The sequence below is a fragment of the Parazoarcus communis SWub3 = DSM 12120 genome (assembly GCF_003226565.1).
Lineage (GTDB): Bacteria > Pseudomonadota > Gammaproteobacteria > Burkholderiales > Rhodocyclaceae > Parazoarcus > Parazoarcus communis.
On record NZ_QKOE01000026.1, the window covers coordinates 1 to 14,404 of the forward strand.

Below are 14,404 nucleotides of genomic sequence, written 5' to 3' on the forward strand. Positions count from 1 at the left end.
ACACCCCAGAGAATCTTGCAAGTAGAAAATCAAAAAAACCAGAAATCCTACTTACACCACCTGAAACACACGCAACTCATAGTCCTCACCCTGCAACATGCCACCCAGAGGCTTCAGCTTGCTCAGAGACAGGCCTGCATCAAACGATGCACTCAGGCAAGGAACTGATCCGAGTACCAACACAGAGCCACACCTGTTCTACCGAGAGAGGCTGCTGGACTTACTCCTGGCAAAGCAGGCAGCACCCGAAGAAAGCAACGCGAACACGGCATAAACGAACAAAGCCCGGCATTGAGCCGGGCTTTGGAATTTGGTGGGTGCTGACGGGCTCGAACCGCCGACATTCGCCTTGTAAGGGCGACGCTCTACCAACTGAGCTAAGCACCCGCGCAACAGCGTAGATGCTGTGTGCTCAGGAAAGTCCGCTAGTTTACTGCATCTTTAAGGCCTTTACCAGCCCTGAATTTCGGGACCTTTGCTGCCTTGATCTTGATGTTCTTGCCTGTTCGCGGATTACGCCCTGTTCGAGCTGCGCGATCCCCTACATAGAAAGTACCAAACCCCACCAAGGTTACGGTATCTTCCAGCTTAAGCGCCTGCTTGACAGATTCGATGGTTGCATCCAACGCCTTTCCTGCTGCTGCCTTGGAAATTTCAGCGTTTTTGGCGATGGCATCGATCAGTTCGGATTTGTTCACTTCCAGCCCCCCTCATAATGTGGATCGCGTCAGAAAAACCCGGCCAAACCCAGAAACGGCGCGGGATTCCGAACCATCTCTGTCATGCTGCTCAACTCGTGGTCTTTATAGCGCGGTGAATTCCCGAGTGTCAAGACGAAACGCGGTACTTAAGAAATATCCACGTATCGCCCGACACCCAAGACAAGAGGGGAAGCAGAAACCTAGTGTGCCAAACCTTTGGTACCGGCGCCCTTAGTGCTGTCTTCAGCACCAACGGCAGCAGCCGCCGACTCCGCGATGTCAGGCAATGGCACGGGCTTACGCTCCAGGGCCAACTCCAGAACCTGATCGATCCACTTGACCGGAATGATCTCGATGGCGTTCTTGATGTTGTCAGGGATTTCCGCCAGATCCTTGACGTTTTCTTCCGGAATCAAGGCCCGCGCAATCCCGCCCCTGACTGCGGCAAGAAGCTTTTCCTTCAGCCCACCAATCGGCAACACCTCGCCACGAAGCGTGATCTCACCAGTCATGGCCACGTCGCAGCAAACCGGGATTCCCGACAATACCGAGACCAGCGCGGTCGTGATCGCGCTGCCTGCAGAGGGACCATCTTTAGGGATGGCGCCTTCCGGCAAGTGAATGTGGATGTCGCTTTTCTGATAGAAGTCATCCTCGATACCCAGCGAGCGCGCACGTTTGCGCACGACAGACAGCGCGGCCTGAATCGACTCCTGCATCACCTCACCAAGCTTGCCAGTCGTCATGACCTTGCCCTTGCCGGGCAGAACGACCGCCTCGACAGTCAGCAACTCACCACCGACTTCCGTCCAAGCCAACCCCGTCACCTGCCCGACCTGATTCTGCTTTTCGGCCACACCGAAGCTGTACTTGCGGACGCCGAGATACTTGTCGAGATTCTTGGCATTGACCACGATCTTGGAATTACGTGGTTTGAGCACCAGCGACTTCACGACCTTACGGCAGATCTTGGAGACCTCACGTTCCATGCTGCGCACGCCCGCTTCACGGGTGTAGTAGCGGCAGACATCGCGCAAGGCCTCTTCGGTCACCGTGAGCTCTTCGGATTTCAGCCCGTTGTTCTTCATCTGCTTGGGCAGCAGATAGCGTTGAGCGATGTTCACCTTTTCATCTTCGGTGTAACCCGACAGACGAATCACTTCCATGCGATCGAGCAACGGAGCAGGAATGTTCAGCGTGTTTGCCGTCGCCACGAACATCACGTCCGACAGGTCGAAATCCACCTCAACGTAATGATCCTGGAAGGTGTGATTCTGCTCCGGGTCCAGCACCTCGAGCAACGCGGACGACGGATCACCACGGAAGTCCTGACCGAGCTTATCGACCTCGTCGAGCAGGAACAGCGGGTTACGATAACCAACCTTGCTCATGTTCTGCAGGATCTTGCCCGGCATCGAGCCGATGTAAGTCCTGCGATGACCACGAATCTCGGCCTCGTCCCGTACTCCACCCAGCGCCATGCGCACGAACTTGCGATTGGTTGCCTTGGCGATTGACTGACCGAGTGAGGTCTTGCCCACCCCCGGAGGTCCGACCAGGCAAAGAATCGGCGCCTTGACCTTGTCGACACGTTGCTGGACCGCAAGATATTCGAGGATGCGTTCCTTGACACGCTCGAGACCGTAGTGATCCTTATCCAGAACCTTTTCGGCTTCGGACAGATCCTTGCTGACACGCGACTTCTTCTTCCACGGCAAGCCGATGAGGGTGTCGATGTAGTTACGCACCACTGTTGCTTCTGCTGACATCGGCGACATCAGCTTGAGTTTTTTCAACTCGGACAAGGCCTTGGCGAGTGCATCCTTGGGCATGCCTGCAGCCTTGATCTTCTTGTCCATCTCCTCGAGATCGGCACCCTCCTCGCCTTCCCCGAGCTCTTTCTGAATAGCCTTGACCTGCTCGTTGAGATAGTACTCGCGCTGGCTTTTCTCCATCTGCCGCTTGACGCGACCCCGGATGCGCTTTTCGACCTGCAGGATGTCGAGCTCGGTTTCGAGTTGGGACAACAGCTTGTCAAGACGTTCGTTGATATCGAACATCTCCAGCACTTCCTGCTTTTGCTCCAGTTTGAGCGGCAGGTGCGCAGCAATGGTGTCGGCCAGACGACCCGGCTCGTCGATACCCGCCAGCGAAGTCAGAATCTCCGGCGGAATCTTCTTGTTCAATTTCACGTACTGGTCGAACTGGGCGATGATCGCCCGACGCATGGCCTCGACCTCGTGATTATCGACCTCGGCCAGCGGGACAGGCGTTGCCTTGGCAACGAATAGCTGGCGCAGATCCTCCACCGAGTCGATGCGCGCGCGCTGCAAGCCCTCAACCAGCACCTTGATCGTGCCGTCCGGCAACTTGAGCATCTGCAGAATATTGGCGACACAGCCAATATCGTAAAGATCCTCGATCGCGGGTTCATCCTTGGCAGCGGATTTCTGCGCCACCAGCAAGATGCTCTTGCCCGCTTCCATCGCGTTCTCGAGCGCTTTGATCGACTTGGGCCGCCCTACGAAGAGGGGGATGACCATATGCGGGAACACCACCACATCGCGCAGCGGCAGTAACGGTAGTTCCAGTTGTTCGTTGGGTAGGTCAGCAGGGCCCGACATATTCTTTGTCCTTCCGATAGGGGTCACACCCATATGCGGGCGTGACCCGGGAATTCAAGTGGCGGGAAATCGCGCACTGCGCGGTAGTTCAGTTCGAACCAGACACCTTCTGCTGATCGGCATAGATCAGCAGCGGCTTGGCGCCTTCTTCGATGGTGTTCTCATCCACCACGACCTTGGCAACACCATCCAGTGCGGGCAGGTCATACATGATGTCGAGCAGCGCAACCTCAAGGATGGAACGCAGGCCACGAGCGCCAGTCTTCCGGCGGATCGCCTTTCGAGCCACCGCATGCAGGGCAGCCTGGCGGATTTCCAGCTCGACGCCTTCCATCGAGAACAGCTTCTGGTACTGCTTGACCAGCGCGTTCTTGGGCTCGACGAGGATCTGGATCAAGGCCTCCTCATCCAGTTCCTGCAAGGTCGCAACGACGGGCAGACGTCCGATCAACTCGGGGATCAGACCAAACTTGATCAGATCTTCAGGCTCGACTTGGCGGAACGTCTCAGTCAGGCTCTTGTTTTCCTTGCTCTTGACCTCGGCACCAAAACCGATCCCGACTTTTTCGGTACGGTTGCGGATGACCTTGTCGAGGCCGTCAAAAGCGCCACCGCAGATGAACAGCACGTTAGTGGTATCCACCTGGATGAAATCCTGGTTCGGGTGCTTTCGCCCCCCCTGCGGCGGGATGGACGCGATCGTGCCTTCGACCAGCTTCAGCAAGGCCTGCTGAACCCCCTCACCGGATACGTCACGGGTAATGGAGGGGTTATCCGCCTTGCGCGAAATCTTGTCGATCTCATCGATATAGACGATACCCTGCTGCGCCTTCTCGACATCGTAGTCACACTTCTGCAGCAGCTTCTGGATGATGTTCTCGACATCCTCGCCAACATAACCTGCTTCGGTCAGCGTTGTCGCATCCGCCATCACGAAGGGCACATTGAGCAGGCGCGCAAGCGTCTGGGCCAAAAGGGTCTTGCCCGAACCGGTAGGACCGATCAGCAAAATGTTGCTCTTGGAGAGCTCGACATCGTCCTTGCTGTCACCCAGATGGCGCAAGCGCTTGTAGTGGTTGTACACCGCCACCGACAGGCTGCGCTTTGCCTTGGACTGACCAATCACATACTGATCGAGGATGGCGCAGATTTCCTGCGGCGTGGGCAACTGCCCCTTGACGCTCTCCCCACCCGTATCGCCCGCAACCTCTTCGCGAATGATGTCGTTGCACAGCTCGATGCACTCGTCGCAAATGAAAACGGACGGGCCGGCAATGAGCTTGCGCACTTCGTGCTGGCTCTTGCCACAAAACGAGCAGTAAAGCAGCTTTTCGCCGCCCGTCTTCTTTTCCGACATGTTCTGGCTCTCCTGTTTCAGGTATCGGCGCGGCTGGTCAGCACCTTGTCGATGAGACCGTATTCCTTGGCAGCGGCAGCCGCCATGAAGTTATCACGATCGGTATCTTTTTCGATCTGCTCGATCGACTGGCCAGTGTGATGCGCCAGCATGCCGTTGAGGCGCTCGCGCAGATAAAGGATCTCGCGGGCGTGAATCTCGATGTCCGACGCCTGCCCCTGGAAGCCCCCCAGCGGCTGGTGGATCATGACGCGGGAGTTGGGCAGCGCGAAGCGCTTGCCCTTTTCTCCAGCCGCCAGCAGAAAAGCCCCCATGCTGGCCGCCTGCCCAATGCACAGGGTGCTGACATTGGGCTTGATGAACTGCATGGTGTCGTAGATCGCCATGCCTGCGGTCACCGAGCCACCCGGCGAATTGATGTAGAAGTAGATGTCCTTGTCCGGATTTTCGGACTCCAGGAACAGCAACTGGGCCACGATCAGATTTGCGGTGACATCGTTCACCGGTCCCACGAGGAACACCACACGCTCCTTGAGCAGACGCGAGTAGATGTCATAAGAACGTTCGCCGCGGCCGCTTTGTTCGACGACCATCGGGATCAGGCCGAGACCGACCGGCTCCCATGCGCTTTGGTGCTGTGGTGTTCCGTAGTTCATCGTGAGCCTTCCGTAGCGTTAAGCTGCATTTCCCATCAATTCATCGAATTCGACCGATTTTTCCGTGGTCTGGGCTTGCGACACGACCCAGCTCACCACGTTGTCCTCGATCACGACCGCTTCGGCTTGCGCCAGCCGCTCGGGCTGTGCGTAATACCAGCGTACCAGTTCAGACGGATCCTCGTAACTCTGAGCCATCTCGTCGACCAGGGTACGTACCTGCTCCGGCTTTGCATGCAACTCTTGTGCCTTGACCAGTTCAGCCATGATCAGGCCCAGCTTGACCCGGCGCACGGCCTGATCGGCGAACCAGGCCGGCTCGACCGGGATGTCCTTGGTCTGCATGCCGCGCATTTCCAGATCGCGCTTGGCGTTTTCAGCCAGCTGACGCGACTCGGCTTCGACCAGCGCCTTCGGCACTTCGATCGGCGTCACCGTCAACAGCGCTTCCATGACCTGCTCCTTGACCTTGGCCTGAATGCGGCGCTTCACTTCACGGCTCAGGTTGGTCTTGACTTCGTCACGCAGCTTGGCGACATCACCGTCGGCCACGCCGAGCGCCTTGGCAAAGTCGGCATCGACTTCAGGCAGCTTCGGCGCCTCGACCTTCTTCACCGTCACTTCGAACTGCACCGTCTTGCCGGCCAGGTGCGCCGCGTGATAGTCCTCAGGGAAGGTCATATCGAAGGTCTTGGACTCACCTGCAGCCAGACCGGTCACCGCCGCTTCGAAATCCTTCAGCATCGAACCCGCACCGATCACGAACGGGAAATCCTGTGCCTGACCGCCTTCGAACAGCTCGCCATCCTGACGACCCGCAAAGTCGATCACCACGCGATCGCCTTCTGCCGCTGCACGCTCGGCCACATCGAAAGTCGTACGCTGCTTGCGCAGCACTTCGATCGTCTTGTCCACTTCGGCATCGCCGACTTCGAGCACTGGGCGCTCGATCTCCTGCGCCGACAGATCACCCAGGGCCACATCGGGATAGACCTCGAACACGGCGCTGAATTCAAGCTGCTCGGCATTGGAGCCTTCCTTGGGCTCGATGCGCGGGTAGCCGGCAACGCGCAGATTCTGGCTACGCACCGCTTCACCAAAGGCCTTCTCCACTGCAGCGCCGATCGCTTCGGAGCGGGCTTGCGGCTCGTAGGTCTGGGCGACGATCTTCATCGGCACCTTGCCCGGACGGAAGCCGGGCATTTTCACCGTGCGGGCCATCTTCTTCAGGCGCGCCTCGACTTCCTTGTTGATGTCCGCCATGGTGACGGCCATGTCGATGCGGCGCTCCAGCGCGCTGGTGGTTTCCTGGTTGGTCTGCATTAAATCGATCCTGACAAGTCAAAAATACTGCCGACACGACCGTTTTACCCAGGTAGTCCCTAGCAAAAAACCGGCCATGTGCAACATGGGCGAAAAAATCAAACATTGATTCTAGCACAGGGCCCGGGCCTTCCTTCCAGCGCCTCTGACGGCGCAGAATGCACGACAGAGGGTGAAAAAATGCACGGCGCGTGATGGAACTCCATCGCAACGACCGCCTCTCAAGGGGGAGAATGGCTTTGTATCAGAGACAGCACAACTGCCGATGATGCATTGATGTGATCGACGAAACTGAAACCGGGTCATCAGGCCCGAACGAGCAGGAGACGTCATGATGAGCATCTTCAACGCCTACCAGGCCCGCTTCGAAGCCGCCCGCGAAGACGAAATGTCGATCCAGGAATACCTGGACCTGTGCAAGCAGGATCGCGCGGCCTACGCCACCGCTGCAGAGCGGATGCTGATGGCGATCGGCGAACCGGAGCTGGTCGATACCCGCCTCGATCCGCGCCTGTCACGGATCTTTTCCAACAAGGTTCTAAAGCTCTACCCGGCCTTTCGTGACTTCTACGGCATGGAGGAAGTCATCGAGCACATCGTGTCGTACTTCCGACATGCGGCACAGGGACTGGAGGAAAAGAAACAGATCCTCTACCTCCTCGGCCCCGTCGGCGGCGGCAAGTCGTCGCTCGCCGAAAAACTGAAATCCCTGATTGAGCGCGTGCCCTTCTATGCCATCAAGGGTTCGCCGGTCAACGAGTCCCCTTTGGGATTGTTCAACGCCCTTGAGGACGGTCATATCCTTGAAGACGACTACGGCATTCCCCGCCGTTACCTCGGCACCATCATGTCGCCCTGGGCCGTAAAGCGCCTTCATGAATTCAACGGCGACATCACCCGGTTCCGCGTAGTCAAGCTGACGCCGTCGGTGCTGCGTCAGGTTGCCGTCGCCAAGACCGAGCCAGGCGACGAGAACAACCAGGATATTTCCTCGCTGGTCGGCAAGATCGACATCCGCAAGCTTGAGCAATATTCGCAGAACGATCCCGACGCCTACAGCTACTCCGGCGGTCTGTGCCTGGCAAACCGCGGTCTGCTTGAGTTCGTCGAGATGTTCAAGGCACCGATCAAGGTCCTGCATCCGCTGCTGACCGCCACTCAGGAGGGTAACTACAAGGGTACCGAGGGCTTCGGGGCGATTCCGTTCGATGGCATCGTGATGGCACACTCGAACGAGTCCGAGTGGGTCGCGTTCAAGAACAACAAGAACAACGAGGCCTTCCTGGATCGCATCTACACGGTCAAGGTGCCCTACTGCCTGCGGATGTCGGACGAGATCCGCATCTACGAGAAGCTGCTTGTGCATAGCTCGCTGTCCGAAGCGCCTTGCGCGCCCGACACACTGAAAATGCTGGCGCAGTTCTCGGTGCTGTCGCGGCTGAAAGAGCCCGAGAACTCCAGCATCTTCTCCAAGATGCGGGTCTACGACGGCGAGAACCTCAAGGACACCGACCCCAAGGCCAAGAGCTACCAGGAATACCGCGACTACGCCGGCGTCGACGAAGGCATGACCGGACTCTCTACCCGGTTCGCCTTCAAGGTGCTATCACGCGTGTTCAACTTCGACCACCGCGAAGTCGCAGCCAACCCTGTGCACCTGATGTATGTGCTCGAGCAACAGATCGGCCAGGAGCAGTACCCCCCCGAAACCGAGGCTCGCTACCTGGCCTTCATCAAGGAATACCTTGCACCGCGCTACGCCGAATTCATCGGCAAGGAGATCCAGACCGCCTATCTCGAAAGCTATTCCGAGTACGGCCAGAACATCTTCGACCGTTATGTCATCTATGCCGATTTCTGGATTCAGGATCAGGAGTTCCGCGACCCGAACACCGGCGAGATCCTCGACCGCTCGGCATTGAACGAAGAGCTTGAGAAGATCGAAAAACCGGCTGGCATCAGCAACCCGAAGGACTTCCGCAACGAAGTCGTCAACTTCGTGCTGCGGGCCCGGGCCAAGAACGAAGGCCGCAACCCAAGCTGGACCTCCTACGAGAAGCTGCGTGCCGTCATCGAGAAGAAGATGTTCTCCAATACCGAAGACCTGCTGCCGGTGATCAGCTTCAATGCCAAGGCCAGCGCCGATGAGCAGAAGAAGCATCAGGACTTCGTCAACCGCATGATCGACAAAGGCTACACCGAGAAGCAGGTCCGCCTGCTGTGCGAATGGTATCTGCGCGTGCGCAAATCATCCTGATGACCTCAGTGCCGTGCCCTACCCACAACGACAGGTAGTGGGCCGGGAATGGCAAACCTGGAGGAAGGTATGGTCCGGATCATCGATCGGCGTTTCGACAGCAAGAACAAGAGTGCGGTAAACCGCCAGCGCTTCGTGCGCCGTTTCAAGCAGCAGATTCGCCGTGCGGTGTCCGACGCAATCCAGGGGCGCTCGATCCGCGACCTCGACAATGGCGAGAGCGTGTCGATTCCTGCCAAGGACCTGTCCGAACCTCACTTCCAGCATGGCAAGGGTGGCATCTGGGAACAGGTGTTTCCCGGCAACGACCAGTTCAGCACTGGCGATCAGGTCAAGCGCCCGCAAAGCGGTGGTGGAGGCGGCGGCGGTGGGGGCAAGGCGAGCAAGGACGGCGAAAGCGAGGACGATTTCGTCTTCCAGCTGTCGCGCGAGGAGTTTCTCGACATTTTCTTTGACGACCTCGCCTTGCCCAACCTCGTCCGCACCCAGTTGGCCCGGGTCACAGATTTCAAGACCCAGCGCGCCGGCTTTACCTCGACCGGGGTGCCGGCCAACATCAATATCGTCCGCTCGATGCGCAGCGCGCTGGGTCGCCGCCTGGCACTTGGCTCGCCCTACAGTGCCCGCCTGCGCGAACTGCAGCAGGCCGTGGATGAAGCCATCGCCATCCATGGCGAGGACAGCGACGAAGTTCGCCAACTCCGCGACGAACTCGGCCGCCTGCGCGCCAAGATCGACGCCATTCCCTTCATCGACAGCTTTGATCTGCGCTACAACAACCGGGTGAAGATTCCCTTGCCGACCACCCAGGCGGTGATGTTCTGCGTGATGGATGTTTCCGGATCCATGGACGAGGAAAAGAAATCCACCGCCAAGCGTTTCTTCATGCTGCTCTACCTGTTCCTGAACCGCACTTACGAGCACATCGAGGTGGTGTTCATCCGCCACCACACCGTCGCCAAGGAAACCGACGAGGACGAGTTCTTCCACTCGCGGGAGTCCGGTGGCACCGTGGTGTCCAGCGCCCTGGTGCTGATGCGGGACATCATCCGCGAACGCTACGCGGGCGGCCAATGGAACATATATGGGGCGCAGGCCTCCGACGGCGACAACTGGGACAACGATTCGCCCATCTGCCGGGACATACTTTCCAGCGAAATCCTGCCCTGGTGCCAGTACTTCGCCTACATCGAGATCACGCCGGGCGAACCGCAGAACCTGTGGCGCGAATACACCAAGCTGATCGGCACCAGTCCCAGCTTTGCCATGCAGCGCATCGAGTCACCGGCTGACATCTATCCGGTGTTCCGCGAACTGTTCAAGAAGAGCCTCGCATGAAACGCGACCTCAAGCCCCAGCCCCTGCCCTCCGGATCGGAATGGTCGTTCGAGAGCATCGACCGCTACCACGCCGAAATTGCCCGTGTCGCAGCCGCCTACAAGCTCGACACCTATCCGGTACAGATCGAGATCATCACTGCCGAACAGATGATGGATGCTTACGCCTCCGTTGGCATGCCAGTCAACTACCACCACTGGTCGTTCGGCAAGCATTTCCTGTCCACTGAAAAAGGTTACCGGCGAGGGCAGATGGGGCTGGCCTACGAGATCGTCATCAACTCCAACCCCTGCATCGCCTATCTGATGGAGGAAAACACCCTGCCGATGCAGGGGCTGGTCATTGCCCACGCCGCCTATGGTCACAACAGCTTCTTCAAGGGCAACTACCTGTTCCGCACCTGGACCAATGCCGACGCGATCATTGATTACCTGATCTTTGCACGCAACTACATTGCCCGCTGCGAAGAGCGCTATGGCGAAGAAGACGTCGAACTGCTGCTCGACTCCTGCCACGCGCTGATGAGCCTGGGTGTCGACCGCTACCGTCGCCCCCCCAAGCTATCGCTGGCCAAGGAAAAGATGCGCCAGCAAGAACGCGAGGAGTACCTGCAGACCCAGGTCAACGACCTGTGGCGCACACTGCCGGTGCACGAAGCCCGCGGAGGCGCTGCGCAGGAAAGCCGCTTCCCGGACGAACCGGAAGAGAACCTGCTCTATTTCATCGAGAAGAATGCCCCACTGCTCGACCCCTGGCAGCGCGAAATCGTCCGTATCGTGCGCAAGATTGCGCAGTACTTCTTCCCGCAACGTCAGACCCAGGTCATGAACGAGGGCTGGGCCACCTACTGGCACTACACCTTGCTCAACACCTTGTACGATGAGGGCCTGCTCTCTGACAGTTTCATGCTCGAGTTTCTCCAGTCACACACCAATGTGGTCTACCAACCCCCCTACAACGTGCGCTGGTACAACGGCATCAACCCCTATGCGCTCGGCTTTGCAATGTGGACGGACATCCGCCGCATCTGCGAGAACCCGACCGACGAAGATCGCGAGTGGTTTCCCGAGATTGCCGGCAGTGACTGGCAGGACACCTTCGATTTTGCCATGCGCAACTTCAAGGACGAGAGCTTCATCGCCCAGTACCTGTCGCCCAAGGTCATGCGCGACTTCCGCATGTTCGCCATTCTCGATGACGAACACGAGCAGAACCTGAAGGTCTCGGCAATCCACGACGATTCCGGCTTCCGCCGGGTACGCGAGATCCTGTCCGAGCACTACAACCTAGGCAGTCGCGAACCCAACATCCAGGTGTGGAACGTCGACCTGCGCGGCGATCGTTCGCTGACGCTGCGCCACCAGGCCTGGCGCAAGCGACCGCTCGGCGACACCACCACCGAGGTCATGAAGCACATCGCCCGGCTCTGGGGCTTTACCGTCCGTCTGGAGTCGGTCGACGAACAGGGCACGGTGGAACTCATCAACGAGACTCGGCTGGAGAAGCGCAAGACACGCGACTGAAACCGGGCCCACCCGTCAGTGCAGCCCGCGGTGCAAAAATGCGCCGCATTACGGCGTTCAGAACTTAGAATCGGGGCTTCCCCAGCACGAGCGGCCCCACATGTTCACTCCCGCCCAACCGATCTACCCCGTCTCCGGCATCCGCGAGATCGAGCGCAAGCTCATCCCGAGTGCCCGTCCGCCGCTGATGGAGCGCGCCGGACGAGCGGCGGCCGAAGATGCGGTACGCCTGATCATGGACCGCCCCGGGCCCATCCTCATTGCCTGCGGCCCCGGCAATAACGGCGGCGACGGGCTGGTCATGGCGCGCCAGCTGCGACAGGCCGGCCGCGAGGTGATCGTCGCCTTTGCCGATGATCCGGGCGAACTCCCGCCCGAAGCAGCAAAGGCCTATACCGATTTCATCCATGCCGGTGGTGGCACGGTTTCCGATCTGCCTGCGGCACCCGCCAATGGCTGGGCGCTGGTCGTCGACGCCCTGTTCGGCATCGGCCTCAGACGGCCGATCGAAGGTCGCTACGCGACCTGGATCACCACGATGAACGCCCAGCGCGCGCCACGAATGGCGCTGGACGTCCCGAGCGGACTCGACGCCGATACCGGCAAGCCGCTGGGCACCTGCTTCCGCGCCACCCACACCACCACCTTCATCGCCCTCAAACCAGGCCTGCTGACGCTGGATGGACCGGATCATTGCGGTGAAATCTCGGTGCAACGCATCGACATCGACGCGCCTGCCTGGGTGCCCGCCAAGGGGCAATGCATCCGCCCCAGCATGTTTCGCGATCGCCTGGTACCACGCCCGCGCAATGCCCACAAAGGCATCTATGGGGATGTCGGCATCCTCGGCGGCGATCGCGGCATGGCCGGTGCTGCACTGCTGGCCGCACGCGCCGCACTATGGCTGGGCGCTGGCCGGGTGTATGGCGGATTGCTGGACAAGGACGCACCCACGGTCGATAGCCGTTATCCCGAGATGATGTTGAGGCCTGCCGATGCGCTGCCCGAGTCACTGTCGGCCCTCGCCGTCGGACCCGGCCTGGGCACCAGCGCGATGGCACTCGAACTGTTGACGGCGGCCATCGAACGCGAGATCCCACTGGTGCTCGATGCCGACGCGCTCAACCTGGTCGCGCAGAAAACCGCCCTGGGCAGCGCGCTGGCGGTACGCAAAGCGCCCACGCTGATGACCCCCCACCCCGCTGAGGCTGGCCGGCTGCTGTCGTCCACCACGGCCCAGGTCCAGCATGACCGTCTCGCCGCCGCGCTCGACCTTGCCCGCCGCTATCATGCCCTCGTCGTGCTGAAGGGCTGCGGCAGTCTGATCGCCACACCCGACGGGCGCTGGTTCGTCAACACCACGGGGCATCCGGGCATGGCCACGGCAGGCATGGGCGACGTGCTGACCGGGCTCGTCACCAGCCTGCTGGCTCAGGGCTGGCCACCAGAATCCGCCCTGATTGCCGCGGTACACCTGCACGGTGCAGCTGCCGACCGGCTGGCGCGGGAAGGCATCGGCCCGATCGGACTGACTGCTGGAGAAGTCGTCGATGCTGCGCGGGGGGTCTTCAACGGCTGGATGGTCGAGGCTCAGCGCGGCACGCACTGAGCCCGGCCCGGATATCGCCTGGCGCACCCGTCGTCCACCACCGTCCACAACGCCTCCTCCACACGCCTTTCGCACCGGAACCCTCATGCCTGAAGTCACCCCCGGGGTCGCCCGCAGCATCCTGCTGCTGTCGGGCGCCTTATTCCTTTTCGTGCTGCTCGATGCCACCGCGAAGCACCTTGGCCAGACCTACCCGGTCCCCATGCTGGTGTGGGCGCGCTACGCGGTGCACTTCGTGCTGATGATGGTCTTCCTGGCACCCTCGATGCGCATGCGTCTGGTCAATACCCGCCGGCCCTCACGCCAGATCATCCGTGCCGTGTGCCTGCTCGGCACGACCTTCTTCGGCATGGCCGCGCTCGCCCGCATGCCGCTGGCCGAAACCACTGCCATTGTGTTTGCCGCGCCGTTGATCGTCACCCTGCTCGCGCGGCCGTTGCTGGGTGAGCAGATCGGCTGGATACGCTGGGGCGCCGTCATCGTCGGCTTTGTCGGTGTGCTGCTGATCGCGCGCCCGGGCAGTGGACTGGTCACCGACGGCGTACTGTTTGCCCTTGCCGCAGCACTGTCGTATGCCGTCTACCAGATCCTGACCAAGCAACTTGCACCGACAGAAAGCCCGGTTACGATGCTGTTCTACACCGCGCTGGTCGGCACCTTGGCGATGAGCCTGCTGCTACCCTGGATCTGGGGTGGACCGACGCCCGACCTGATCGATGGCCTGATGATTGCCTCGCTGGGCCTCTACGGCGGGCTCGGCCACTTCCTGCTGATCCGCGCCTTCAGCGGTGCACCGGCCTCGGTGCTCTCGCCCATCCTGTACATGCAGCTGATCTGGGCCACCCTGGTTGGCTGGCTTGCCTTTGGCCACCTGCCGGATGGCCTTGCGCTGGCAGGCATCCTCACCATTGGCGGCGCCGGGGCGATGATCGCGCTGGACAGTCGCAAGCCAGCCACAGGTCCGCGCCACAAGGTCTGAGCACCGGATGCTAGAATTCGCTCCCGGCAACCTCCAA

The 14,404-nt window shown here is 60.0% G+C and carries 10 protein-coding genes and 1 tRNA gene; 5 read left to right on the forward strand and 6 right to left on the reverse strand.

Going from position 1 to position 14,404, the window contains the following annotated elements:
• Window positions 1-311 precede the first annotated feature (311 nt).
• The 6 genes from DNK49_RS20875 to tig form a co-directional block, all read right to left on the reverse strand.
• Window positions 312-387, reverse strand: a tRNA-Val gene (locus DNK49_RS20875).
• A gap of 38 nt (window positions 388-425) precedes the next feature.
• Window positions 426-698 carry an HU family DNA-binding protein gene (locus tag DNK49_RS20880; protein WP_110529436.1) on the reverse strand — a complete coding sequence of 91 codons (273 nt, stop codon included), beginning with the start codon at window positions 696-698 and terminating at the stop codon, window positions 426-428.
• 203 nt (window positions 699-901) lie between these two features.
• Window positions 902-3,325 (reverse strand): endopeptidase La, encoded by a 2,424-nt coding sequence (gene lon / locus DNK49_RS20885; protein ID WP_110529439.1) that lies wholly within the window; start codon window positions 3,323-3,325, stop codon window positions 902-904.
• 88 nt (window positions 3,326-3,413) lie between these two features.
• Window positions 3,414-4,682, reverse strand: coding sequence for an ATP-dependent Clp protease ATP-binding subunit ClpX (gene clpX / locus DNK49_RS20890; protein ID WP_110529442.1), 1,269 nt, complete (start codon window positions 4,680-4,682; stop codon window positions 3,414-3,416).
• Window positions 4,683-4,699: 17 nt separating this feature from the next.
• Window positions 4,700-5,338, reverse strand: a complete 639-nt coding sequence (clpP, locus tag DNK49_RS20895; protein ID WP_110529444.1) for an ATP-dependent Clp endopeptidase proteolytic subunit ClpP — start codon at window positions 5,336-5,338, stop codon at window positions 4,700-4,702.
• Window positions 5,339-5,356: 18 nt separating this feature from the next.
• Window positions 5,357-6,661, reverse strand: coding sequence for a trigger factor (tig, locus tag DNK49_RS20900; RefSeq protein WP_110529447.1), 1,305 nt, complete (start codon window positions 6,659-6,661; stop codon window positions 5,357-5,359).
• Window positions 6,662-6,995: 334 nt separating this feature from the next.
• Between tig and DNK49_RS20905 the strand changes: the two genes are divergently transcribed.
• The 5 genes from DNK49_RS20905 (at window position 6,996) to DNK49_RS20925 (ending at window position 14,367) form a co-directional block, all read left to right on the forward strand.
• Window positions 6,996-8,918, forward strand: coding sequence for a PrkA family serine protein kinase (locus DNK49_RS20905; RefSeq protein WP_110529529.1), 1,923 nt, complete (start codon window positions 6,996-6,998; stop codon window positions 8,916-8,918).
• A gap of 69 nt (window positions 8,919-8,987) precedes the next feature.
• Window positions 8,988-10,256, forward strand: coding sequence for a YeaH/YhbH family protein (locus tag DNK49_RS20910; protein ID WP_110529450.1), 1,269 nt, complete (start codon window positions 8,988-8,990; stop codon window positions 10,254-10,256).
• On the forward strand, window positions 10,253-11,779 hold the full coding sequence (locus DNK49_RS20915; protein ID WP_110529453.1) for a SpoVR family protein: 1,527 nt from the start codon (window positions 10,253-10,255) through the stop codon (window positions 11,777-11,779). Before DNK49_RS20910 ends, DNK49_RS20915 begins: the two co-directional genes overlap by 4 nt.
• A 100-nt stretch (window positions 11,780-11,879) precedes the next feature.
• The gene (locus tag DNK49_RS20920; protein WP_110529456.1) at window positions 11,880-13,388 is read left to right on the forward strand and encodes an NAD(P)H-hydrate dehydratase; all 1,509 of its coding nucleotides are present in this window, start codon (window positions 11,880-11,882) and stop codon (window positions 13,386-13,388) included.
• Window positions 13,389-13,473: 85 nt separating this feature from the next.
• A complete protein-coding gene (locus DNK49_RS20925) occupies window positions 13,474-14,367 on the forward strand; it encodes a DMT family transporter (protein ID WP_110529459.1) in 894 nt (297 codons plus the stop codon).
• Window positions 14,368-14,404 lie beyond the last annotated feature (37 nt).

Bases quoted from the DNA above. Each gene is read 5' to 3' on its own strand.
- clpP (WP_110529444.1), bottom strand. From the start codon at position 5,338: ATGAACTACGGAACACCACAGCACCAAAGCGCATGGGAGCCGGTCGGT.
- DNK49_RS20905 (WP_110529529.1), top strand. From the start codon at position 6,996: ATGAGCATCTTCAACGCCTACCAGGCCCGCTTCGAAGCCGCCCGCGAA.
- DNK49_RS20910 (WP_110529450.1), top strand. From the start codon at position 8,988: ATGGTCCGGATCATCGATCGGCGTTTCGACAGCAAGAACAAGAGTGCG.
- DNK49_RS20925 (WP_110529459.1), top strand. From the start codon at position 13,474: ATGCCTGAAGTCACCCCCGGGGTCGCCCGCAGCATCCTGCTGCTGTCG.
- tig (WP_110529447.1), bottom strand. From the start codon at position 6,661: ATGCAGACCAACCAGGAAACCACCAGCGCGCTGGAGCGCCGCATCGAC.
- clpX (WP_110529442.1), bottom strand. From the start codon at position 4,682: ATGTCGGAAAAGAAGACGGGCGGCGAAAAGCTGCTTTACTGCTCGTTT.
- DNK49_RS20920 (WP_110529456.1), top strand. From the start codon at position 11,880: ATGTTCACTCCCGCCCAACCGATCTACCCCGTCTCCGGCATCCGCGAG.
- DNK49_RS20915 (WP_110529453.1), top strand. From the start codon at position 10,253: ATGAAACGCGACCTCAAGCCCCAGCCCCTGCCCTCCGGATCGGAATGG.
- lon (WP_110529439.1), bottom strand. From the start codon at position 3,325: ATGTCGGGCCCTGCTGACCTACCCAACGAACAACTGGAACTACCGTTA.